Here is a 23,889-nt window from a genome sequence, read left to right on the forward strand (position 1 = left end):
CAACATGGAAGAATTAATCGGCATCGAGACACAATTCAACAAGAATAAGGGCGTTATTGGTAGCGCGTCGCTTATTTTAGGATGGGCTACCTCGGTGGCATATCTGAATCGGCAATATGACGGCGGATATCGGCAGTTTCGCGAGGTGAATCGGCACTTCCGGAGTAAGAATCGGCACTATCTCTTGAAGTATCGGCAACATGGAAGAATTAATCGGCATCGAGACACAATTCAACAAGAATAAGGGCGTTATTGGTAGCGCGTCGCTTATTTCTAGTGAACATACCCGAATTTCGCCCGTAAAAAAACCGCCATCTTAAGGATGGCGGCTCTGTATGCATTTATGCATATAGCGCGTGCTGATCTGTTAGTGCTTTGACGCGTTGTTTTGCTTCTTCTTTCACAGCATCGTCTTCGTGGTTCTTCAAGAGTTTCGCGATGATCGCTCCGACTTCTTTCATGTCGTCTTCTTTGAAACCGCGTGATGTCACTGCTGGTGTACCGATACGGATACCTGAAGTAACAAATGGGCTTTCTTTATCAAATGGAACCGTGTTTTTGTTGACGGTGATTCCGCATTCATCCAACACATGCTCTGCAACTTTTCCTGTTAAGCCAAGGCTCGTCAAGTTCAATAGAAGCAAGTGGTTGTCCGTACCGCCAGAAACGATGCCGATCCCTTCAGCAACAAGTGTTTCGCCTAGAGCTACCGCATTCTTTTTTACTTGCTGAATGTACGTTTTGAAATCAGATCGTAATGCTTCGCCAAATGCCACTGCTTTTGCTGAAATTACGTGCATCAATGGACCACCTTGAACGCCTGGGAAAATTGTTTTATCGATTTTCTTGCCGTATTGCTCAGCAAATTCTTCGTTGATCAAAATGAGTCCACCACGTGGTCCGCGCAATGTTTTGTGCGTTGTAGACGTAACGAAATGCGCGTGCGGTACTGGGCTGTTGTGTTCGCCGACTGCAACAAGTCCTGCGATGTGCGCCATGTCCACCATTAAGAAAGCACCGACTTCATCAGCAATTTCACGGAATTTCTTGAAATCGATTTCGCGTGGGTATGCACTTGCGCCCGCTACGATCATCTTCGGCTTGTGTTCAAGCGCTTTTTGACGAACGTCTTCGTAGTCGATACGCTCGTCCTGCTCACTTACACCGTACTCAACAAAGTTGTACAGCTTTCCAGAGAAGTTTACTGGACTTCCGTGTGTCAAGTGACCACCGTGTGAGAGGTTCATCCCAAGAACGACGTCGCCTGGCTCGAGTACTGTGAAGTAGACTGCCATGTTTGCCTGTGCTCCTGAGTGCGCTTGAACGTTTGCATAGGCTGCACCGAATAACTCTTTAACGCGGTCGCGGGCGATGTTTTCAACAACATCGACGTGTTCGCAGCCGCCATAATAGCGCTTGCCCGGATAGCCTTCTGCGTATTTGTTCGTCAAGTAGGAACCTTGTGCTTCCATGACCGCTTCAGAGACAAAGTTTTCTGATGCAATCAATTCGATATTAGCGTTCTGTCGATTCTTTTCTGCCATTATTGCTTCAAAAACAGCACTATCTTCGCGTTTCACATTGCTCAAATCCATGTTCATTTCCCCTTTAGCGTCTATTAGTCTTACTACCCTCAAAGCTTGATGGCATTGAGTTATTCGTACTGCGCTCGAACTCCTCCGATGAGTTTCGGACGAGTAGTTGCACAGGTAACGACAGCTTCACCAACCTGTTTAACGGATGTGCGAATCGGGACTGCAACCGGTTTCAATTGCATACCAATCAGAGTTTGTCCAATGTCGATCCCGGCGTTTGCACGGACAGATTCAACGACGACCGCATCATCTAAATGCTCAAACGCATAAGCGGACATTGAACCGCCTGCAGTCCGAACGGGCACGACAGAAACAGGTTCAAGTGCAAACTTTTCCGCTGTTTTCCGATCGATTGTGAGAGCACGGTTAATGTGCTCGCACCCTTGGAAAGCGAGATGCAGCCGATGAGTTGCAGCAAATTGTGAAAGAGGTCCATAAAGCGCTTCCGCTACGTCGAGCGCCCCGGCTGTACCAATTCGTTTGCCTGCCACTTCAGAAGTGGAACAGCCTATGACAAAAAGGGAACCCGGTACTGGCGGAGCAATTTCCGCAAATTCTGCGAGTGTTTGTTCCAGCTGCAATCTCCATAAGATATACGCGTCCATGACATCCCCCAATTTCTTAGTTGTTTTCAAGATTCATCAATTTCTCGATTCGTCGTTCGTGTCGACCACCTTCAAATGGTGTTTCTAACCATGTTTGAACGATTTCGCGGGCAAGTCCCGGACCGATAACGCGTTCTCCCATCGCTAATACATTTGAATCATTATGACCTCTAGTTGCTTTAGCGCTGAACACGTCGTGAACGAGTGCGCAACGGATTCCATTTACTTTATTGGCCGCTATTGACATGCCGATACCGGTACCACAGATGAGGATACCTTTATCGAATTCACCGGATGCGACGCCTTTAGTTACGGGTGCTGCGTAATCTGGATAGTCAACGGACTGGCCAGATTCCGGACCGAAGTCTTCGAAGTCAATGTTTAGTTCTGTCAGTAGTTGTTTAATTTCATGGCGTAAGTTGTTGCCGCCATGATCGGAAGAAATCGCGAGTTTCATATGCGTCCCTCTTTTCATAATATACTTACAACTAATTCTATCATTGTTCCTAAAAAAAACACAGTGCGAAGTAATATGAGAGATTCTTCTGGTTTTCGGATTAATTAGGAATATGATTTCCCAGACTAGACGGACTTTTTTCCACAGAAAAAGCCGGCGCATGGCCGACTTTGTTATTGAGAAGTATCGAATTGGCGAATGACACCATAGAGGGCTTCGGATTGCCCTTTTAGTTCACTAGCTAGGACGCTTGTTTGTTCAATTGAATGCGCTTGTTCTTCGGTTGCCGCTTGGACTTCTTCAGCGCCTGCTGAAGTCTCTTCTGCAATCGCCGCAACTTCTTGCGACTGATGAGCCGTTTGTTCAATTTTGCTAAGCTGGTGTTCCACAAGCTCTGTAATTCCAGTGATAGAACCTGCCATATCAGTAACAGTTGTTGCCATCGCAATAATACTTTTGTTTGTTTCGTCTGCTCGTCCAGCTTCTTGAGAAGCTGTTTTTACTTGCGCTTCCATTTCTTTCACGACTTTCGTGACATCGGATTGTATTGTACTTACTAGACCGCCGATCATTTGAACGGATTTTGCACTTTCATCCGCAAGGACACGGACTTCTTCTGCAACGACTGCGAAGCCTTTTCCATGTTCTCCTGCACGCGCCGCTTCAATGGAAGCATTCAGCGCCAGCAAATTTGTCTGATCTGCGATGTTGCCGACGAGTTGAACGATTTCGCCAATCTTTTGTGCATTTCTATCGAGATCACGGATTGTTAAAAGAGAGTCTTCGCTTTGTGTGGACATTTCGCGGATTCCACCTACAAGTGTCCTGTACGCATCGGTTGTCCGCTTCAATTCAGCAAGCATGTCGTTCGATTGCTTGGACGATTGATCGGCACGAGTATTCACATCTGAAGCGAGTGCGCGAATGTCTTCCATCGCTTCAGCCGTCTCTTGGATCGCAATCGCTGACGCTTCCGCACCCGAAGAGATCTCAATAATAGTCGAAGCAATCGCATCTGCCTGATTAGAAGCAGATCCTGTTTCATTGTGTAAAATTTCTACGGAGCGCGACGTTTTTTCAAAGTTAGTTTCAATCTGCCCAACAATTCCTCGTAAGTTGACAACAACTTGTTGGAACGCTTCTGCAACGGAACGGATTTCATCAGACGAGTTCGGCAATTCTATGTCAGTACCGATTTTTCCATCAGCAATCCGCATCGCTTCCTGTTCAAGCCGTTGGAGAGGCTTCGTTAAGATTGTACTGAAAAGGGCTGCGAGTACAGCAGACCAAAAAATCCCCATTCCATATGTCATAATTCCGAACCAGGTCGGATTTGCATTCGGGAAAAATTGAGGTTGTAAGATGTTAATGAACACTGCACTTGTTGAATACGTCACAATCGCAAGAATCGTCACGAATATGACGAGTTTCCATTTCAATCCGAACTTTTTTTTCGTCTCTGTCATCACTGTTTCCCCATTAACTTGCGCGCTAGCACATCAATCTGATCGGACAATTCTTCAAACGTCTGTTGATAAACTCCGAGATTCCCGCCATAAGGATCCTGAACATCGTATTGGGCGGCTCCTACATACTCTTTCAATGTAAATATCTTGTCAGAACCGTTACCAAAGGCATATCGAAGCGTTTCTCGGTGGGATACCGTCATTGTAAGAATGAGATCTGCCCACTCCAAGTCCTGTTCTGTAAAACGTCGTGAGGTCGGCGTTACCGGCATTCCATTTTCCTCTAGTAGTAATCGGGAATGATTGGAAATGAAGGCACCATCTGTTGCATAAACACCCGCTGAACGAACCGAAACCCCTTCTAGTTGCTTCGATTTCAATATTCCTTCCGCTAGCGGACTTCTACATGTATTTCCTGTGCAAATAAAGCAAATATTCATCATAATCACCTGTCTTCATCATAACCGATTTATCCCAAAACTGAAACAGTTTTTTTAAGAAATCCATGACAATATCCCCATACCTATTAAGATAAGTCCGGCAATTTTTCGTAAAGTTGCTCTATAACGCGGCTTAATTGTTAAATTCGCACGCAACGCAAAGTAGGAAAGAACTAGCGACATTACCCCCGTTGAGACGATGAAAAGCCATTTATTTAAATGCATTAATCCAAAAGACATGCTTATAGAAAATCCATCCAAACTAACCGCAACGGCAATCAGAAGAGGACCCGCTACTTTGGATGCATTCGGATCTTCTTCTTGCAGTATCATATGTAATCCAATTAACCCCAGTAATACACTTGAGAGAATTCCGCTCCATTCCGAAAACAGTTGAGCAGAAAGTTCCCCTGCCATAAATCCAAGTAGAGGGAACACAACATTCAAGAACGCCGTCCACAGAGCAATTAACCATTTTCTTTTTCGAACGTGCAGCAATGTGTAGATGACGAGGATATCGATTGTTGTCACGCCAGCTGCAATGATTTCTACCAATAGAAGAACCTCCCCTAAGTTTACGCCAGTCCATCTTATGCGGCGCCAAGGGAGGCCATTCATGAATGTTATTTAAATTGTTTTTGGTAAACTTATTGTGAATCCAACTTTACAATCGAAAACTGTTTCCCGTCTGCAGCCTTTTTCAGCCGATTCATGACAGCTAGACCCATTCCTTTAGAAGGGACTTCCACCGCCAATATCACATCTGCTTCAGTTTCATCGCAATTACGAAGAGCATCATAAAGATTTGCTGCCAGTTGACGAGGATCTGCGTGAGCACCAGTCGCAAAATACCAAGATGGCTTGTCCGTTTTCAATTCATCAGGTCCGATGACCGCAACTTTTTTACCTTCATTCATCAAAGCCTGCACAGCTTGTTCAATCTGTTTTTCATTCGGTTCAATTAACCAAACTGGTGCGTCTGGAGAATAGTGCATGTATTTCATGCCTGGAGCACGTGGTGCTTCCGCTTCTTCTGCATGTATTTCTGATCGAACAGGTCCAATGATCGACTCTATCATTTCGACAGTGACCCCGCCAGGACGCAAAATAGCAGGTGGCGCTACTGTCATATCAATGACCGTCGACTCCACCCCAACACCTGTTGCACCACCATCTAAGATGAATGGAATTCTTCCATCTAAGTCACGCGCGACATGGCTCGCTTTCGTCGGACTCGGTTTTCCACTTCGATTCGCACTCGGTGCTGCAAGGGGACCACCAAGTAGTCGCAGTAATTTCAGTGCAACAGGATGATCCGGCATACGCAGTCCAACTGTCCCTCTTCCAACCGTGACACTTTCCGCAATGACACCTGGCTTTTCATTGAAAATCAACGTTAACGGACCTGGCCAAAATGCTTCCATCAACCGGAGCGCACTTTCAGGGATTTCTGCCGCATACTCGTTCACTTCTTCTTTAGTTCCTATATGTACGATCAGTGGATTGTCAGACGGACGACCTTTTGCTTCAAAGATCCGTTTTGTTGCATCCGGATCAGTTGCGAGTGCTCCAAGTCCATACACGGTTTCTGTTGGAAACGCTACAAGACCTCCATTCCGCAAACAATCCACAGTTTGTTGATAACTATCAACGTTATCAACACCCTTATCCACTTTCAACGTTCGAGTGTTCATAAATTCATCCTCCTTTTCAACGCTTCTAGCAAAGTTATCCACAATCACCCGTGGATATCCTTATTCGAACCAAGAAGTTATCCACTCCCATACGAAGAATTTCACTTCTTCTTCTTTCTCTGCAGCCTCTACCGTCTCTTCTTCCGGGTAACACACTTTCGGAAAAATAGAACACCACCAGTTCGCTCCCCGGCCACTTCCAATCGTCAATACGTATGCTTCATAAACATCTTGTGGATAAATTTCAAAGCCCACTCGCTTTGCAGGAAATAGTGCATTTTTTCGTTCAAGAGTAACGACACGATCCGGTGAATGCAAGTTTGCTGCAGCAAGCATTTCTGCTTCAAGCTCTTCTAGTTCGCTTAGCAACTCTTCTTCAGTAGTCGTTCGGGCAATCGCACCTGCGATCATTGGCTCAATCGCTTGTTGAATACGCACTTTGATTGCTTGATCTGCAGGAGCATCCGAGTGTGCTAGAATACGATAGCGAATCGGTTCCTCACTTGTGTGCTCTTGAAAGAGTGTAAGAATCGCTTGAAGCATAACGAGTATTAAAATGAATTCTATGAGAGCAATTACTCTTTTTCGCCATTTATAGTTCGGTTCAGTTGTAAAAATCGGTTGTTGTGCAAACTGTGGATAATCTGGTAACATGTCATCCCCTCCTGACCTCATTGTGGACAGGTTCAGAAGAGTTTATTCACCGAATCTCACAAAATATCATTCGATCTTTCCCATTCATGTCTTGGACGAGTTCAATCTCACCTTTTGGAAAAGCATTTTGAAAGAGTTGTTTCACAGATTCCCCTTGCAGATAGCCTATTTCCAAGCCTATCAATCCCGGTTTCTTCATGATTGAGGGAAGTGTTTCCGCAAGCTTTCGATAGAGTACGAGACCATTTTCATCTGCAAAAAGTGCGTTGTGGGGTTCGTGATCCAGCACTGTGGAAGACATGGAAGACGCTTCGTCCAATCCAATATAAGGCGGGTTGGATAAAACAACATCCCACTTGTCGTTTGCTAACGGCTGTGCTAAATCCCCTTGCAAAAAAGTGACTTTTGCATGGTTCCGTTCAGCATTTCTTCGTGCAACAGTAAGTGCTGCTTCGCTAATATCGGTTGCAGTCACGTGTGCATTGGAATATTCCAGCTGGAATGTCACCGCAATTGCACCGCTTCCTGTCCCGATATCCGCAACTTGAATCGGGTTATTTCCGAATAACTTGGCGGAACGATGCAAAGCACCTTGAACGAGTTCTTCGGTTTCCTGTCTAGGGATCAGTACGTCTTTTGAAACAATGAACGCTCTGCCGTAAAACCATTCTTCCCCAATGATGTGCTGAATCGGTTTGCCAGTTAACAGCTCCGCTGAAAGTTCATCGAATTGAAGTGACTGATGCTCGCTTAGCGTTTCGCGCAAGTCCGCAAGCAGCGACGCACGCGATTTTTGCGTCACGTGCTCAAGCAGTAAAAATGCTGCGTTGACGTCGAGTTGTTTATCAGCAAGCTGTGCCTCTAAAGCTTTTAGTGCCTGATGGATTGTATTAGTCATTGGCTTCCAAACTTTCTAACCTGCGTGCCTGATCTTCCAACGTGAGCGCATCGATCAATTCATCCATTTTCCCTTCAATGATTTGATCCAACTTTTGAATGGTGAATCCGATCCGGTGATCTGTAACTCGGTTTTGCGGGAAGTTGTACGTGCGAATCCGTTCAGAGCGATCTCCTGTACCGACTGCAGATTTCCGTTTTTCATCGTATTCTGCTTGTGCTTCGGACTGGAATTTATCATACACACGGGCACGCAAGACTTTCATCGCTTTCTCTTTGTTTTTGATTTGTGATTTTTCGTCCTGAATCGAAACTGTAATGCCTGTCGGCAAGTGTGTTAGCCGTACCGCAGACATCGTCGTGTTGACGGATTGACCGCCCGGACCTGATGATGCGAATGTATCGGTTCTGATGTCTTTGTCGTGCAGTTCAATCTCAACTTCTTCCGCTTCAGGTAAAACCGCGACTGTTGCGGTAGATGTATGGATACGCCCCCCAGATTCCGTTTCCGGTACGCGCTGAACGCGGTGAGCGCCATTTTCAAATTTCAGTTTGGAGAATGCCCCATTTCCACTGACCATGAAAATGATTTCCTTGAAACCACCCAGTTCGGTCGACGCAGAGTCCATCACGTCAATTTTCCAGTGATTTAATTCCGCGAATCGGCTATACATGCGGTAAAGTTTTGCAGCAAATAATGCAGCTTCATCCCCGCCTGCAGCACCGCGGATTTCCATAATTACGTTTTTGCTGTCGTTCGGGTCTTTCGGTACTAGCAATATTTTAAGACGGTCTTCCAGCGCTTCAATCGTTGCCGAAAGCTCTGTGAGTTCAGCTTTAATTAACTCTTCCATCTCAGCATCTGTTGATTCTTCGAGCATTTCTTTCGCATCACGTTTTGCTTCTGTTGCTTGTTTATATTCCCGATAAGCATCCACGGTTTCCTGCAGATCTGATTGTTCCTTGGAATACGTACGGAGTTTGTTTAAGTCACTGACGACGTCAGGATCACTCAGCAATTCGTTCAGCTTATCGTACCGGTCTTCAACCGCTTGGAGTCTGTCATACATAATCGATTCACCTCTAATTAGTTTGGTCTTAGTGTTATTGTACGGTATTGGGGCGTGCAAATATACAGTGCACATATCGCAAGCTGATTGTGTGGATAGATTTTTGTCGGATAAAGTAAGGAAGAGACAATCTGCTAGGCAGCTTGTCTCTTCAACGTGTTGTTATTTAGCGGTTGGTTGGATGGAAATCCCTTTTGGTACATCGTGGTGCATGCGACATCTTGGTTCGTATGCTTCCGACGCCCCAACTAAGATAATAGGGTCATCAAATCCTGCGGGTTTCCCGTTGATGAGGCGTTGGGTTCTACTTGAAGGTGAACCACAAATTGTGCAGACCGCTTGTAGTTTCGTGACGATTTCCGCAATCGCCATCAGTTTCGGCATCGGGCCGAATGGTTCTCCGCGGAAGTCTTGATCGAGACCCGCGACGATTACTCGAAACCCGTGATTTGCGAGTTCCATAACGGTATCGACAATTCCATCATCAAAAAATTGTGCTTCATCTATAGCAATGACGTCACAATCGTCTGTTACTTGCGCAACAATGTCAGCAGAACAGGCAACTGGCATCGCAATGACGGTTGTCCCATTATGGCTGACGACCGCTTCTTCACTGTATCGGTTGTCGAGCTCCGGTTTGAAAACAGCGATTTTTTGTTTGGCAAATTGAGAGCGTCGGATTCGGCGAATCAGTTCTTCGGATTTCCCGGAGAACATACTTCCGCAGATGACTTCAGCCCATCCGCCTTGCATGGAAACGTACATGGTGAATCCCCTTTCGTCTACATGAAAAATAAGGATAAGTGCTCGTAAAACCAAAATTCCCGCCCGGCGCAAATGCACCGGACGGGAACTGGAAAGCCGTTCTTACTTGCCTTCTTCTTTGAGGCCATATTTCTTGTTGAAGCGGTCGACGCGGCCGTCCGCTGCAGCAAATTTCTGGCGTCCAGTGTAGAATGGGTGGCATTCTGAACAAACTTCTACTTTAATGTCTTCTTTGACAGAACCTGTTTCGAATGTGTTACCACATGAACATGAAACAGTTGATAGTTTGTAATCTGGGTGAATTCCTACTTTCATCGGTCTCTCTCCTCTCGCCCTGAACCATCTGGTACAGAGTTTTTATTCTGGTTGGCTTGCGCCTTCCCAGTAAAAGACAGATGCCTTACACGACCCGTGTATGTCAGTCGTATATGAATCATATGAGTTAATCTTATCAAATTGTGTAGATGTGTGCAAGGTTTTTGTTTGAGAAATTTGGTAGCTAGACGGAGTTAATTTGCACTTCAGACCGGTGCGGGCCAACTGGATGTAGGTCATGCAACCGTTGCGGCAGGACGCCGCGCACTTAGGTTGTTTCCTTTATCAATCCCCATCTTTCGTTACGATCAAGGGATATTGGTTTGCTCGACCTATTTCTTTAATTAAAGGATTCGCATCTGGTATTTCAATGGGGGTGTTGCTCGTTACGCTCGGCTTTTATTCGTTAAAGTCGCACTTTGCGCTTTCTTCCGCTTCAGGAGAAGCCTCGTTTAAGATAAAAATTACTACGCCCGAAAATGTTGCTCATAAATCTGGGAAAATGATCATAAAAACAGGATTCTGCTCATAAACGCGAGAAAGTGATCATAAATCCCGGATTCCGCTCATAACTCCAGAAAAGTGATCATAAACCCAAAATAATGCTCATAAATCTCGAATAACGCTCATAAGATTGTCGGCGGATGCTTGTATCGGCGAATTTCTCGCAAATTTCCGTGCTGCATAGATAAAAACAGGCAGCCATCTATCGGCTGCCTGTTCTTTTGTTATCATTTAGCAATCATCCAGCTCCGGCGGCTAGTCCCTCGGGGTCGTTTCGGTCTTAAAGTAAAGGCACAGTACGCCTTTTCTTTAAGACCTCCAACGCCTGTCGGGACTAACCAGCCGCCTCCGCTTTTGTTAGAGCAGCCCTTTTCCATTACGCTGGTTTTTCATGTCGCCGTTTAGTTTTTCGAAGAATTCAGCGTTGGATTTGGATTGTCGTAGTTTCTTTAGGAAACGCTCGGCGAAGTCTGGGGCGTCTGAGAATGTTTTTCGGATTGCCCATAGTTTTTCGAGTTGGCCCGCTGGGACGAGGAGTTCTTCTTTCCGGGTTCCTGAGCGACGGATGTCGATGGCCGGGAAGATTCTACGCTCGGCGAGTGTGCGATCCAAGTGCAGTTCCATGTTGCCGGTTCCTTTGAATTCCTCGTAGATGACTTCATCCATTCGTGACCCTGTATCGATGAGGGCTGTCGCGAGAATCGTCAAGCTACCCCCCTCTTCTAAATTACGCGCTGCACCGAAGAATCGTTTTGGTCGGTGGAATGCAGCTGGGTCGATACCTCCGGATAACGTGCGTCCACTTGGTGGGATGATAAGGTTATAGGCACGGGCAAGACGTGTGATGGAGTCCATGAGAATGACAACATCGCGTTTATGTTCGACGAGCCGCATCGCGCGCTCCAGTACCAATTCTGCCACTTTCACATGGTTTTCAGGGACTTCATCGAATGTGGAGCTGACGACATCCGCATCCACTGAACGCTCGATGTCCGTTACTTCTTCTGGACGTTCGTCAATGAGTAGGACGATGAGTTCTGTATCAGGATGGTTCGTAGTGATTGCATTTGCAATTTCTTTCAGCAACATCGTTTTACCCGCTTTTGGGGGTGCGACAATCAGGCCACGTTGTCCGAAACCGACTGGAGATACTAAGTCCATGATTCTTGTGGATAGATTACTTGAATCTGTTTCCAACTTAATATGACGCGTCGGATAGAGCGGTGTAAGCGCTGGAAAGTGGACGCGTTCTCTTGCGACTTCAGGGTTTTGACCGTTGACCGCTTCGACTTGCAGTAGACCGTAGTAGCGCTCGTTCTCTTTTGGTGGACGTACCTTCCCTGTGACCTTGTCCCCGTTCCGTAAGTCGAATCGACGGATCTGGGATGCGGAAATGTAGATATCTTCTGAACTCGAAGAGTAGTTGATCGGCCGTAAGAAGCCATATCCTTCAGATTGAATGATTTCTAGTACGCCTTCCATGAAGAAGAAGCCTTCTTGTTCAGCGCGTGATTTCAGTATGGAAAAGATGAGTTCTTTTTTAGTCAGTTTGCTGTAATAGCTAATTTTATATTCCTTGGCAAGTGCATAAAGCTCTTTGAGCGTCATGTTTTCCAAGTCAGCTAAGGTTATCATTGTCATTATTGGCACCACTCTTTTAAAGTTTAGGATTCATATGTTTTGGGGGTGCAGCGATTGCTGCTGGGGTACAAAAGAATTGCCCGGCTGAAGTGCCGGGCAATTTAGGGGTTACTTAGTCTTTCATCACAAGATGAGGTTTTTTGTCCATGCTATGACGTCCTTCAACAAAACGGATAGTACCAGACTTAGAGCGCATTACGAGTGAATGCGTTTTAGAGTGGCCACCTGTGAATTGTACGCCGCGAAGGAGCTCGCCATCTGTTACACCAGTTGCTGCAAAGATTGCGTCGTCCCCTTTTACGAGGTCGTCCATGTAAAGGACTTTGTCGACATCGATGCCCATTTTCACGCAACGCTCACGTTCAGCATCATTCATAGGAATGAGTTTACCTTGGATTTCTCCGCCAAGACATTTCAATCCTACTGCTGCAATAACGCCTTCAGGAGCTCCGCCAAGTCCGAAAAGAATGTCGACGCCTGTACCTTCGAATGCTGTGTTGATAGCACCCGCTACGTCTCCATCGTTAATGAGCTTGATGCGAGCACCCGCAGCACGGATTTCAGCGATGATGTCTGCATGACGTTCGCGATTTAAAACGGTTGCCGTAATTTCGTTCAATTTCTTGTTTTTCGCTTTTGCAACAGCATTCAAGTTGTCAGTAACTGACGCATTAATGTCAATTTTACCGACACACTCAGGGCCCACTGCAATTTTGTCCATATACATATCAGGGGCATTCAGGAGATTTCCTTTGTCCGCGATAGCGAGAACCGCAAGTGCGTTCCAACCGCCCGATGCTACGATGTTTGTCCCTTCAAGTGGATCGACTGCAACATCTACGAAAGGTCCAGTGCCTGTTCCAAGCTCTTCTCCAATGTATAACATTGGCGCTTCGTCCATTTCACCTTCACCAATCACAACGACACCTTGCATCGGAATTGTATCAAACACCGTGCGCATTGCTGTTGTTGCTGCGTCATCCGCTTCGTTTTTCAAACCTCGTCCCATCCAGTGCGATGCGGCAACTGCCGCCGCCTCTGTCACACGTACAAGTTCCATCGATAAACTGCGTTCCATCTCTAGAATTCCTCCCGTTTTCTGCTAGTTGCAGATTGTGTAACTGTCTCAATCGTTCGCTCTATTATAGCACACGTTTGAATGAGCACTAAACTGTTTTATAAATTACTCTGAGTGTCATCTTTATCAGGAACTTCCACTTTTTGAATGGATGCACCAAGACCATGCAGTTTTTCGATTAAACCACCATAGCCGCGTTCAATGTGTGAGATCCCTTGAATTTCAGTTTCACCTTCTGCAATCAGGCCCGCGATGACAAGCGAAGCACCTGCACGCAGATCACTCGCCTTCACTTTTGCAGCATGGAGCGGTGTTGGTCCATGAATAATTGCAGAACGTCCTTCGACCTTACTACTTGCGTTCATTCTACGAAGTTCATCAATCTGCTTAAACCGTGCTGAATAGATTGTATCCGTAAGCATGGAGGCTCCATCTGCTTGAGTGGATAATACGCAAAACGGTTGTTGCAAGTCCGTTGGAAATCCAGGGTAAACAAGCGTTTTCACATCAACCGCTTTGAGCGCCTTCGTTTTCGGGATGAAAATCTTTTCTTCATCTTCTTCCACAACAACGCCCATTTCACGGAGTTTCGCTGTAACTGCTTCCACGTGAAGTGGAATGACGTTCTCGATTGTGACACCATCTCCAGCAGCTGCCGCCATAATCATGAACGTCCCTGCTTCAATACGGTCCGGAATGATGGTATGACGTGTACCGCTTAAGCTCTCAACACCTTCGATTCTAATCACGTTCGTGCCTGCACCTTTAATGTTGGCACCCATGTTGGAAAGCAAGGTCGCAACGTCAATAATTTCGGGCTCTTTCGCCGCATTTTCAATGACGGTTTTCCCTTTCGCAAGAACTGCAGCGAGCATGATATTGATCGTCGCGCCAACGCTGACGATATCCAGGTAGATTTTTGCACCCTTCAACTCATCTGCACGCAAGTAGATAGCACCATGTTCGTTTGTGACTTTCGCTCCTAGTGCTTCAAATCCTTTAATATGCTGATCAATCGGGCGGGGTCCTAAATGACAACCACCAGGTAATCCAATAACCGCTTTTTTGAATTTCCCCAGCATCGCACCCATTAAGTAATACGAGGCACGTAACTTTTTCACGTTTCCATTCGGGAGCGGCATGGAAATCATTTCAGAAGGGTCGATTGTCATCGTTCCATCATGAAAATCTACGTTGCCTCCGATATCTTCGAGCAAGTTCTGTAACGTATGGACATCGGAAATTTCGGGCAGTCCTTCTATCGTAACTGGGGAATCCGCTAAAATGGACGCAGGAATCAATGCAACTGCACTGTTTTTCGCTCCGCTAACTTTAATGTTTCCCTTTAGAGGGGTGCCACCTTGTATTTTATATACTTCCATTTCAATCTCCTTTACACAATCACTTGTTGTCGCGGGCTTCCCAATCCTTCAAGAATTGTTCAATCCCTTTATCTGTCAGTGGATGGCTGAACAGTTGCTGTAATACTTTGAATGGCACGGTTGAAATATGAGCACCTGCAAGTGCCCCATTTGTAATTTGTTGCGGGCTACGGATCGATGCTGCAATAATTTCCGTGTCAATGTTGTGGATCGTAAAGATATCTGCAATTGTTTCGATCAACGCTAAACCATCTTGACCGATATCATCGAGTCTGCCGATGAACGGAGACACGTATGTAGCTCCGGCACGCGCTGCCATCAATGCTTGGTTTGCACTGAAAATAAGCGTTACATTCGTTTTAATGCCTTCAGCTGAAAATACCGCACACGCTTTTAAGCCTTCAGCAGTCATCGGCAATTTCACTGTGATATTTGGTGCGATAGCTGCAAGTTCACGACCTTCTTTAATCATTCCTTCAGCATCGAGTGCAATGACTTCAGCACTTACTGAACCTGGAACGAGTGCCGTGATTTCTTTTAAACGATCGTGGAATGAGATATTCTCTTTTGCTACGAGTGAAGGATTTGTTGTTACTCCAGACAAAATCCCCCAGCTGTGGGCTTCTTTAATTTCTTCAAAATTTGCTGTATCGATGAAAAATTTCATAGTCCGTGTCCTCCTTAAAATTGAAAAGGAGGAGATTCATCCGTTTACGGGATGTCTCCCCCTATAGGTTTTGTCTAAACGTTCACGCAAGAAACGCAGCGTACATTACGCTTTTTGCGAGCTGCCGAATTCACGCATTTTCCCAACGACTGTTGCTTGAATCGCTTCGCGCATTGGTGTAAGGAATTTACGCGGATCGTAAACTTCTGAATCAGCTGCAAGCACTTCGCGTACTTTCTTCGTTCCTTGAATCTGATTTTCTGTATTCACATTGATTTTTGAAGTTCCAAGTGAGATGGAACGTTGGATATCTTTTGTTGGAATTCCAGTTCCGCCATGTAGGACGAGTGGAATATCCGATTGGTTCGAAATTTCTTCCATTTCCTTGAATCCTAGATTCGGTTCGCCTTTATAAGGACCGTGTACAGATCCAAGTGCAGGCGCGAGACAATCGATGTTCGTTTCATCAACAAGACGTTTACACTCTGCAGGATCTGCATACATGACGCCTTCAGCAATTGTGTCGTCTTCCTGACCACCGACTAGACCTAGTTCTGCTTCAACGGAAACGTTTTTAGGATGTGCATATTCCACGACTTGCTTTGTAATCGCAATGTTTTCTTCGATAGGTTTTGCAGAAGCGTCAATCATGACTGATGTAAATCCAGCGTCAATTGCTTCCTTACACTTTTCAAGACTCGATCCATGATCTAGATGAATCGCAACCGGTACTGTGATTTTGTAGTCATGCATAAGACCTTTAACCATGTGAACGACTGTTGTGAAACCACCCATGTAACGTGCTGCACCTTCAGATACGCCTAGGATAACTGGCGAATTTTCAGATTGAGCCGCTTGCAGAATCGCTTGCGTGTATTCCAGGTTATTTAAGTTGAATTGCCCGATTGCATACCCTTCCCGCTTGCCTTTAATCATCATTTCTTTCATTGATACGAGTGCCATGTGCAGTTCCTCCTTCGAATATGGAAACGGATTGCGTTCGTTTTATTTTTTTGATGTATTCCACCTTCATCATATCAAAAAAACCGAACCACTTCCACTTAGGGAGCAGACTCTAGGTTTCTCGTAACAAATGATTAATGGTATGTCGTACTTGGTGGATGTCAAATGGTTTCGTGAAATAGTGGTCAGCCTGATGTTGCACTTCCGAATCAGAGGCTTCTATTACGTCGTATGCTGTCATCATGACAACTGGTAGGTTTGGTCTGTCACTTTTTACTTGTTTCAGGACTTCATCCCCATTCATTCCAGGCATTTTCATGTCTAATAGGATACAGTCCGGTTCGTCGTTCTCCACACGAAGTAACGCCTCTTTACCCGTTGCAGCAAGGACGGTTTCATAACCCTCTTTTTTGAAGACTTCATCGAGTAACAGACGAATACCAGCTTGGTCATCTACGATTAACAACTTTTTCAAACTGCCCACTCCTTTTAATATATAGTCACTACTTTAGTCTGAATTAAATTAGTTTGAATATTAATAGTAATTTGACAAAAAGGTAGTAATCCCTGCTTTTATCGCTAAATGATTTCTAATTCACTATACTACTACTTATGGAGGTGTAGTTATGAAAATGTTAACGACACAAATTGCAGGTCTCTTGCAACGGATTGCGTCGAACCATGAAGATGAAATCGAAGACACCGCCAGACTACTTGCACAGGCAGTTGTTGGCGATGGACGTGTGGTATTGGTAGGAACAAATGAATTGAATGGCATTGTGATCAACGCGATAGAAGGAGCTGAATCGTTTACTAACGCGACTCGGTTTTCTAGGGATCTTGAATTAGGTACTATGGATCGTGTTTGGCTGTTCACTCGGAGCTCGGCGGATATAGAGGCGCTTGAAATCGCAAGAGATTTAGCAAAAAAGAATGTCGCTTTTGCAGTTGTCGCATCAGAGAAACCAACTGAAGAAAATGAGCTATCGGAGCTTGCAGATATCTATATTTCAACAGGAATTTCCAAAGGCTTGTTGCCAAACGATGAAGGTGGACGCGTTGTAGAACCCCACTTACTTGCGTCGTTGTTTGTTTACGAAGCAGTGAAACTTTCTTTTGATGAAATGTTGATGGATCTTTAAGGGAGCTTTTTTAATATCAGGAGATTTCAACTCAGGGTTATGAGGTTTTCTGTTGTGCTTGAGCGGATTCGGCTTTGCTTGAGCGGATTTCCTATGTTCTTGAGCAGATTTGGCTTTGCTTGAGCGGTTTTCCTATTCGCTTGAGCAGATTCAGCTTTGCTTGAGCGGTTTTCCTATTCGCTTGAGCAGATTCGTTCCTTCCTGATTTTAATTCATGAAAAAATCCCCTATTCTGCATCACGCGGAATAGGGGGTTTGGTTTTCATTACTTTTGGTGAGCAAGTGCAGCTTCCACGAAGCTCTTGATAAGCGGTTGTGGAGCTGTTGGACGTGATACGAACTCTGGGTGGAACTGGCATCCAATGAAGAACGGATGACTTGGTACTTCGATAATTTCTACGAGGCGCTCGTCCGGGCTGATTCCTGAAATGACCATACCTGCGTCTTCAAACTGCTTTTGATAAGCGGTGTTGAATTCGTAACGATGACGATGACGCTCTTCAACGAGGTCCTTGCCATACGCTTCATATGCTTTTGAACCTTTTTTCACTTCACATGGATAGCTTCCTAGTCGCAATGTGCTTTCTTCTTCGCGACCGTTGCGGAAGTCCGGGTGCAATAAGAAGATTGGATCCTTCGTATGCGCATCGAATTCTACGGAATGTGCATGTCCAAGACCCATCACGTCACGTGCATATTCGACTGCCGAGAGTTGCATGCCAAGACCTGTTCCGAGGAACGGAAGATCATTTTTACGTGCATAAGCAATCGCATGGATCATTCCATCTACTCCGCGCTCACCGAAACCTGCTGGTACAAGCAAGCCGTCGACGTCTGATAGCAATTCTGCTACGTTTTCGGCAGTGACCTCTTCAGAATTAATCCACTTAATGTCAATGTCTGCATCAAATGCATACCCTGCATGGTACATCGCTTCTACGAGTGAAATGTACGCATCTTGCAATTCCACGTATTTTCCAACGAGTGCAACGCGAACCGTTTTCGAGAGGTTTTTCACGAGACTAACGAGTTTTTTCACTTCGTCCATTTCAGGTTGCTTCACATCTAAACCAAGGTAATCGACAACGATATCGTCCATCTTTTGTTCATGCAAACGAAGTGGCACTTCGTATAATGTTTCTGCATCTCTCGCTTCGATGACTTCTTCCGGCTTAATGTTACAGAACAACGAAATTTTATCTTTCATTTCCTGTGGGATTGGATACTCGCTTCGCAAGACGATCATATTCGGTTGGATACCTAGGCTACGTAGCTCTTTCACACTGTGCTGTGTAGGCTTTGTTTTCATTTCTCCCGCCGCTTTCAAATAAGGAACGAGTGTATTGTGGATGTACATAACATCGTTTTTGCCTAGGTCCGTTTTCATTTGACGGATTGCTTCAAGATACGGTAATGATTCGAAGTCACCGACGCTACCACCGATTTCTGTAATGACGACATCTGCATGCATTTCTTGTCCTGCGCGCTTGATGAGTGTTTTAATTTCGTTCGTAATGTGTGGAATAACTTGAACAGTCGCTCCGTTATACTCGCCATTACGCTCTTTTTGAAGAACAAGTGAATACACTTTCCCCATCGTGATATTAGAATATTGGTTTAGATCGATGTCGATAAAACGCTCATAGTGACCGATATCGAGATCCGTTTCTGCTCCGTCTTGTGTGACAAACACTTCGCCGTGCTGAAGTGGGCTCATCATTGTCGGATCAATGTTAATATATGGATCGAATTTCTGCATCGTCACTTGCAAGCCACGATTTTTAAGAAGTCTACCTAGTGATGCTGCATTTATGCCTTTTCCGAGTGAGGAAACGACACCGCCTGTAATGAATATATATTTCGTCATGAATAATTCCTCCAATGTGTGTAGTAGTCGGGAAAAGCTAATTTCTATACGGTGCAATAACGAAAAAACGCCCCTGCTGCAGTATTCTCTGCAGAAGGAGCGCTTAAACATCCGTTCGTTTGTCCTTTAAAAAGGAGCCCAATTAGATTGTATAGCGGATGACTTTAGAAGTCAAGGAATGATTATAATTCTTCTTCCTCGTCCTCTTCTTCCTCATCATCTTCGTCTTCTTCATCTAATTCGATGTCTTCATCAGGAATGATTTCAAGACCTTCGGCGGGATCTTCGACTTCGTCTTCGTCGGCATCTACGTCATCATCCTCGTCATCCACGTCTTTTTCATCGCCGAGTTCTTCATAGTCTTCTTCGAAGATTTCATCCTCGTCCAACTCATCCAAGTCTTCCAACTCATCGTCGTCATCTGAAGCTTTTTTCTTTTTCTTACGAGTCTTAACGACTGGTGCAGTTTCTTCTTCAATTTGGTCGACTGGGTACCACTCACGAAGTGCCCATCCGCCGTCATTCATAGCCATGAAACGACCGTCGATGTTGATGTCTGTGTAGAATTGGGGAAGGCGTTCTTCCATTTCTTTTTTGCTGACACCTGTAAGACTACGGATTTCATCCATTAGTTTTTGAAATGTAATAGGTTCGCGACGATCTTCAAAAATTGCAAATGTAATATCGATCATTGATTCCTCTTGTAGTTGTTCTTTTGTCATGTTTTTATAGTCCATGAGATGCACGCCCTTTCTGAAGCTTTTTTCATGTATTCGACTGGTGCTTTGTTACAGGGTTTTTCTATTCGTACGGAAACGCTTGAATTCTTTCCAGCTGATCACGAGTAAATATACGGCCGCGAGCAGGAAGGGAACTGCACCAAATCCTTCTCCGTAGAGGAGATAGGTTAGTACGATTAGAATGATTATGATAACAAGATGAAGTGCCATCTTCAACTTCCGCACCCCTTTTCGGCCATTCTTTATAGTATACTCGGGTTTTGGGTTTAAAATCCACTGAAATTCATTTTGTTTGTGAATAAATTCGGTTGGGCTAGTATGGACGGTGTTGATTTGCGTTCCAGGCGTACGCTTTCCGAGGGGCGAGCGGTGAGCCTCCTCGTTCGCTGTGCTTCCTGCGGGGTCTCCCCTAGCTCGCTGATCCCTTCGGAGTCGACGCCTTCCACTTAAATCAACGGAGTTTTGGGGCATATAGAAATTTCTTTCAAGCTGTTGATAAGCATAGGAACCCTTATAGCACTCAAATTTCACGTTAAGCGGATGGATAATAGAAAACGCTGCTAATTCCAATTCCGCAAATTACACACGAAAACGCACTAAATAGAGCGAGGGGATTTCCCCCGCTCTTTTTTAGTACGCATGTTACATATTACGACGGTATTGGCCGCCTACTTCGTATAGGGCGTTAGTGATTTGGCCGAGGCTTGCGACTTTTACGGTGTCCATGAGTGCCTCGAAGATATTGCCGCCTGAGATGGCGAGTTGTTTTAGGTCTGCGAGTGCCTGTTCTGCTTCGCTGCTGTGAGCGGATTGGAACGTGCGCAGGTTTTTGATTTGTGTTTCTTTTTCTTCTTGCGTTGCGCGTGCAAGTTCCATGCTATCGATGTCTTCTTCCGATGGCGGGTTCGGGTTCAAATACGTATTGACTCCGATGATTGGGAGCTCGCCTGAGTGTTTTTTCATCTCATATAACATAGATTCTTCTTGAATTTTGCCTCGTTGATACTGCGTTTCCATTGATCCGAGAACGCCGCCACGGTCGTTGAGTTTGTCGAATTCTTGAAGGACTGCTTCTTCGACAAGGTCCGTCAGTTCTTCTGCGATGAATGATCCTTGGAGTGGGTTTTCGTTTTTCGAAAGTCCGTGCTCTTTTGTGATAATCATTTGGATTGCCATAGCGCGACGAACGGATTCCTCCGTAGGTGTCGTGATGGCTTCGTCATACGCATTTGTGTGGAGAGAGTTACAGTTATCTTGCAATGCCATGAGTGCTTGCAATGTTGTACGAATATCATTAAAATCGATTTCTTGCGCGTGAAGCGAACGTCCTGATGTCTGGACATGATATTTCAGCTTTTGGCTACGGTCGTTAGCACCGTATTTCTCACGCATTGCAATTGCCCAGATGCGACGTGCAACGCGACCGATGACCGTGTACTCCGGATCGAGACCGTTCGAGAAGAAGAACGATAAGTTCGGTGCGAAGTCATCGATGTTCATCCCACGGCTCAAATAATATTCGACATACGTGAAGCCGTTTGCAAGTGTAAATGCAAGTTGTGAAATCGGATTTGCCCCGGCTTCTGCAATATGATAGCCCGATATGGACACAGAGTAATAATTACGTACTTTTTTGTTAATGAAATACTGCTGAATATCCCCCATCATTCGAAGAGCAAATTCTGTCGAGAAGATACATGTATTTTGCCCTTGATCTTCTTTTAGAATGTCGGCTTGCACCGTTCCACGAACGACTTTCAGCGTTGCTTCCCGAACTTCCGTGAATTCGGCCACAGATAAATTACGGCCAAGTTCTTCTTCCTGTTTCTTCACTTGCTGATCGATCGCAGTATTCATGAACATCGCTAGAATAATCGGTGCAGGACCGTTGATGGTCATCGAAACGGAAGTCGATGGCGCACATAGATCAAATCCAGCGTAGAGCTTTTTCATATCCTCAAGTGTACAAATGTTAACGCCAGATTCTCCTACTTTCCCGTAAATATCCGGGCGTTCGTCAGGATCTTCTCCGTAAAGTGTTACCGAGTCGAATGCTGTAGATAGACGTTTTGCATCATCGTCTTTCGACAAATAATGGAATCGGCGATTGGTACGTTCCGGTGTTCCTTCTCCCGCGAACTGACGTTTCGGATCTTCCCCTTCTCGCTTGAAAGGGAATACGCCTGCTGTATACGGATATGAGCCCGGTACGTTTTCTTTGTAAACCCAACGAATAATTTCGCCGTAGTCTTTGAACTTCGGCAACGCCACTTTAGGAATTTTCAATCCGGATAAACTCGTTGTCGTCAGCGCTGTCCGGAGTTCTTTATCTCGGATTTTCGTGACGAATTCGTCTTGTGCATACGATTCTTTCAACGTGTTCCAGTTATCCAAAATACGTCTAGATTCAGCAGTCATCTCGTTGCGCACATTGTCATGAAGCATTTCAAGAGATTTCACGAGTGCATCTTCAGGTGACTTTTCGCGCACTTCTGCGAGCGCTCCTTCGAGTTGATACATCCTCGTTGCAAGATGGGCTTGCTGTTCTGTGCGTTGATGGTAACCTCGGACAGTGTTAGCGATTTCACGTAAGTATTGCAGGCGGTCGTTCGGAATGATGACATTTTGTTTCTGTGTTTTCACGAATTCGGTGTAAGACGTCGTCCAGTCGCTTCCACATTTTTTATTCAGCGTATCAACGATTGCAGCGAATAACGTATTTGTCCCTTTGTCATTGAACTGGCTCGCGATTGTACCGTAGACAGGCATTGTTTCCAACGATTTATCAAATAAAAGGCGGCTACGTTGGTACTGCTTCTGAACTTGGCTCAATGCATCTTCTGAGCCTTTTCGTTCAAATTTGTTAATAGCGATCAAGTCTGCAAAATCGATCATGTCGATCTTCTCAAGTTGTGAAGGCGCACCGAATTCGCTCGTCATTACGTACATCGAAACGTCAGAGACTTCGTCGATTTCTGCGTCCCCTTGCCCGATACCGCTCGTTTCCACGATGATTAAGTCATAGCCCGCTACTTTTACGATATCAAGCACGTCTTTCAACGCACCTGAAAGTTCAGTGCGGGAGCCGCGAGTTGCAAGACTGCGCATGAAGACGCGCTTATTGAAGATTGCATTCATCCGGATCCGGTCACCTAGAAGCGCTCCACCCGTTTTCTGTTTCGTCGGGTCGATAGATAGAATCGCCACTTTTCGGTCCGGTAGTTCATGAAGGAATCTGCGGATTAATTCATCCGTTAGAGAACTTTTTCCGGCTCCCCCTGTCCCCGTTATCCCGAGAACCGGCGTACCTTTAGTTAGTTCACGCGCTCGATTCAGTAGAGTCAAAGCTTTCTCGTCTTGATCGGCATAGTGTTCTTCGGCATACGTAATGAGGTTCGCAAGCAACTCGGGCTTTGTCGTTTCGACTTGCTCCAAATAAGTCATTTCGTCCTGCACTTCCGTTGCGTAATCGCACTCTTCGACCATGCGATTGATCATCCCTTGAAGGCCGAGTTTGCGACCGTCTTCAGGAGAGAAGATCCAGGCGATGCCGTATTGGTGTAGCTCTTTAATTTCTTTCGGGATAATGACGCCGCCCCCGCCGCCATAGATTTTAATATGACCCGCACCGCGTTCCTTCAACAAGTCGTACATGTATTTGAAGTACTCGACATGCCCACCTTGGTACGATGAAATCGCGATTCCTTGGACGTCTTCCTGGATTGCCGCGTTCACGACTTCTTCCACAGATCGGTTGTGTCCGAGGTGAATAACTTCTGCACCTGTCGATTGTAAAATGCGTCGCATGATATTAATGCTCGCATCGTGACCGTCAAATAGACTAGATGCTGTTACAAATCGCACGTGATGTGTCGGTTTGTAAATCTCTTGTTGCGTTTCAGCTGTTGCCATATTCGTGCACCCCTTTTGCTTTGTTTTCCATTTCC

Annotated in this window: 25 protein-coding genes; 3 read left to right on the forward strand and 22 right to left on the reverse strand. The window is 45.4% G+C overall.

All coding sequences use genetic code 11. The features are described 5' to 3' along the window. A partial coding sequence (locus tag ACR65F_RS03650; protein WP_440503317.1) for a hypothetical protein occupies positions 1–244 on the forward strand: 244 nt, incomplete at its 5' end. A 97-nt stretch (positions 245–341) separates the two neighbouring features. On the opposite strand, the gene glyA is transcribed toward ACR65F_RS03650, so the two are convergent. The 12 genes from glyA to rpmE all read right to left on the reverse strand — a co-directional run bounded on the left by glyA (position 342) and on the right by rpmE (position 9,958). Beyond that, positions 342–1,595, reverse strand: coding sequence for a serine hydroxymethyltransferase (gene glyA / locus ACR65F_RS03655; RefSeq protein ID WP_440503318.1), 1,254 nt, complete (start codon positions 1,593–1,595; stop codon positions 342–344). 59 nt (positions 1,596–1,654) lie between these two features. Beyond that, positions 1,655–2,200 (reverse strand): TIGR01440 family protein, encoded by a 546-nt coding sequence (locus ACR65F_RS03660; RefSeq protein WP_440503319.1) that lies wholly within the window; start codon positions 2,198–2,200, stop codon positions 1,655–1,657. A 16-nt stretch (positions 2,201–2,216) separates the two neighbouring features. Then, complete coding sequence (gene rpiB / locus ACR65F_RS03665; RefSeq protein WP_039044348.1) at positions 2,217–2,657, reverse strand: ribose 5-phosphate isomerase B; 441 nt, start codon at positions 2,655–2,657, stop codon at positions 2,217–2,219. A 173-nt stretch (positions 2,658–2,830) separates the two neighbouring features. Then, the gene (locus tag ACR65F_RS03670) at positions 2,831–4,123 is read right to left on the reverse strand and encodes a methyl-accepting chemotaxis protein (protein ID WP_440503320.1); all 1,293 of its coding nucleotides are present in this window, start codon (positions 4,121–4,123) and stop codon (positions 2,831–2,833) included. Next, entirely contained in the window at positions 4,123–4,566 is a 444-nt protein-coding gene (locus ACR65F_RS03675; protein WP_440503321.1) for a low molecular weight protein arginine phosphatase, read from the reverse strand. Before ACR65F_RS03675 ends, ACR65F_RS03670 begins: the two co-directional genes overlap by 1 nt. A 51-nt stretch (positions 4,567–4,617) precedes the next feature. Next, a complete protein-coding gene (locus ACR65F_RS03680; RefSeq protein WP_039044351.1) occupies positions 4,618–5,118 on the reverse strand; it encodes a manganese efflux pump MntP in 501 nt (166 codons plus the stop codon). Between the two features lie 92 nt (positions 5,119–5,210). Next, entirely contained in the window at positions 5,211–6,257 is a 1,047-nt protein-coding gene (locus tag ACR65F_RS03685; protein WP_440503322.1) for an L-threonylcarbamoyladenylate synthase, read from the reverse strand. Positions 6,258–6,317: 60 nt separating this feature from the next. Further along, positions 6,318–6,911: a stage II sporulation protein R gene (locus ACR65F_RS03690; protein WP_440503323.1), complete on the reverse strand. Its 594-nt coding sequence runs from the start codon at positions 6,909–6,911 to the stop codon at positions 6,318–6,320. Positions 6,912–6,957: 46 nt separating this feature from the next. Continuing rightward, on the reverse strand, positions 6,958–7,809 hold the full coding sequence (gene prmC, locus ACR65F_RS03695; RefSeq protein ID WP_440503324.1) for a peptide chain release factor N(5)-glutamine methyltransferase: 852 nt from the start codon (positions 7,807–7,809) through the stop codon (positions 6,958–6,960). Continuing rightward, positions 7,802–8,878, reverse strand: coding sequence for a peptide chain release factor 1 (gene prfA, locus ACR65F_RS03700; RefSeq protein WP_440503325.1), 1,077 nt, complete (start codon positions 8,876–8,878; stop codon positions 7,802–7,804). Before prfA ends, prmC begins: the two co-directional genes overlap by 8 nt. A gap of 162 nt (positions 8,879–9,040) precedes the next feature. Continuing rightward, a complete protein-coding gene (locus ACR65F_RS03705) occupies positions 9,041–9,643 on the reverse strand; it encodes a thymidine kinase (RefSeq protein WP_039044355.1) in 603 nt (200 codons plus the stop codon). A gap of 102 nt (positions 9,644–9,745) precedes the next feature. After that, complete coding sequence (rpmE, locus tag ACR65F_RS03710) at positions 9,746–9,958, reverse strand: 50S ribosomal protein L31 (RefSeq protein WP_025785581.1); 213 nt, start codon at positions 9,956–9,958, stop codon at positions 9,746–9,748. A gap of 238 nt (positions 9,959–10,196) precedes the next feature. Between rpmE and ACR65F_RS03715 the strand changes: the two genes are divergently transcribed. Continuing rightward, positions 10,197–10,490, forward strand: coding sequence for a hypothetical protein (locus tag ACR65F_RS03715; RefSeq protein ID WP_440503326.1), 294 nt, complete (start codon positions 10,197–10,199; stop codon positions 10,488–10,490). 329 nt (positions 10,491–10,819) lie between these two features. Here the strand turns inward: ACR65F_RS03715 and rho are convergent, their stop codons facing one another. From rho to ACR65F_RS03745, 6 genes are all read right to left on the reverse strand, one after another. Next, positions 10,820–12,103, reverse strand: a complete 1,284-nt coding sequence (gene rho, locus ACR65F_RS03720; protein ID WP_039044356.1) for a transcription termination factor Rho — start codon at positions 12,101–12,103, stop codon at positions 10,820–10,822. A gap of 112 nt (positions 12,104–12,215) precedes the next feature. Continuing rightward, positions 12,216–13,181 (reverse strand): class II fructose-bisphosphatase, encoded by a 966-nt coding sequence (gene glpX / locus ACR65F_RS03725; RefSeq protein WP_025785579.1) that lies wholly within the window; start codon positions 13,179–13,181, stop codon positions 12,216–12,218. Between the two features lie 98 nt (positions 13,182–13,279). Next, positions 13,280–14,563 (reverse strand): UDP-N-acetylglucosamine 1-carboxyvinyltransferase, encoded by a 1,284-nt coding sequence (gene murA / locus ACR65F_RS03730; protein ID WP_440503327.1) that lies wholly within the window; start codon positions 14,561–14,563, stop codon positions 13,280–13,282. Between the two features lie 19 nt (positions 14,564–14,582). After that, positions 14,583–15,230: a fructose-6-phosphate aldolase gene (fsa, locus tag ACR65F_RS03735; RefSeq protein WP_039044358.1), complete on the reverse strand. Its 648-nt coding sequence runs from the start codon at positions 15,228–15,230 to the stop codon at positions 14,583–14,585. 105 nt (positions 15,231–15,335) lie between these two features. After that, the gene (locus tag ACR65F_RS03740; RefSeq protein ID WP_039044359.1) at positions 15,336–16,193 is read right to left on the reverse strand and encodes a class II fructose-bisphosphate aldolase; all 858 of its coding nucleotides are present in this window, start codon (positions 16,191–16,193) and stop codon (positions 15,336–15,338) included. A gap of 112 nt (positions 16,194–16,305) precedes the next feature. After that, complete coding sequence (locus tag ACR65F_RS03745) at positions 16,306–16,668, reverse strand: response regulator (protein WP_440503328.1); 363 nt, start codon at positions 16,666–16,668, stop codon at positions 16,306–16,308. Positions 16,669–16,819: 151 nt separating this feature from the next. Between ACR65F_RS03745 and ACR65F_RS03750 the strand changes: the two genes are divergently transcribed. After that, positions 16,820–17,335 carry a DUF2529 family protein gene (locus tag ACR65F_RS03750; RefSeq protein WP_440503329.1) on the forward strand — a complete coding sequence of 172 codons (516 nt, stop codon included), beginning with the start codon at positions 16,820–16,822 and terminating at the stop codon, positions 17,333–17,335. A gap of 265 nt (positions 17,336–17,600) precedes the next feature. Here ACR65F_RS03750 and pyrG read toward each other — a convergent pair whose 3' ends face one another. From pyrG to icmF, 4 genes are all read right to left on the reverse strand, one after another. Then, positions 17,601–19,202: a CTP synthase gene (pyrG, locus tag ACR65F_RS03755; RefSeq protein ID WP_440503330.1), complete on the reverse strand. Its 1,602-nt coding sequence runs from the start codon at positions 19,200–19,202 to the stop codon at positions 17,601–17,603. A gap of 182 nt (positions 19,203–19,384) precedes the next feature. Then, complete coding sequence (rpoE, locus tag ACR65F_RS03760) at positions 19,385–19,939, reverse strand: DNA-directed RNA polymerase subunit delta (protein WP_440503331.1); 555 nt, start codon at positions 19,937–19,939, stop codon at positions 19,385–19,387. A gap of 51 nt (positions 19,940–19,990) precedes the next feature. Further along, positions 19,991–20,158: a hypothetical protein gene (locus ACR65F_RS03765; RefSeq protein ID WP_156138003.1), complete on the reverse strand. Its 168-nt coding sequence runs from the start codon at positions 20,156–20,158 to the stop codon at positions 19,991–19,993. A 426-nt stretch (positions 20,159–20,584) separates the two neighbouring features. Further along, positions 20,585–23,854, reverse strand: a complete 3,270-nt coding sequence (gene icmF / locus ACR65F_RS03770) for a fused isobutyryl-CoA mutase/GTPase IcmF (protein WP_440503332.1) — start codon at positions 23,852–23,854, stop codon at positions 20,585–20,587. Positions 23,855–23,889 lie beyond the last annotated feature (35 nt).

Source organism: Sporosarcina sp. SAFN-010 (assembly GCF_059415065.1).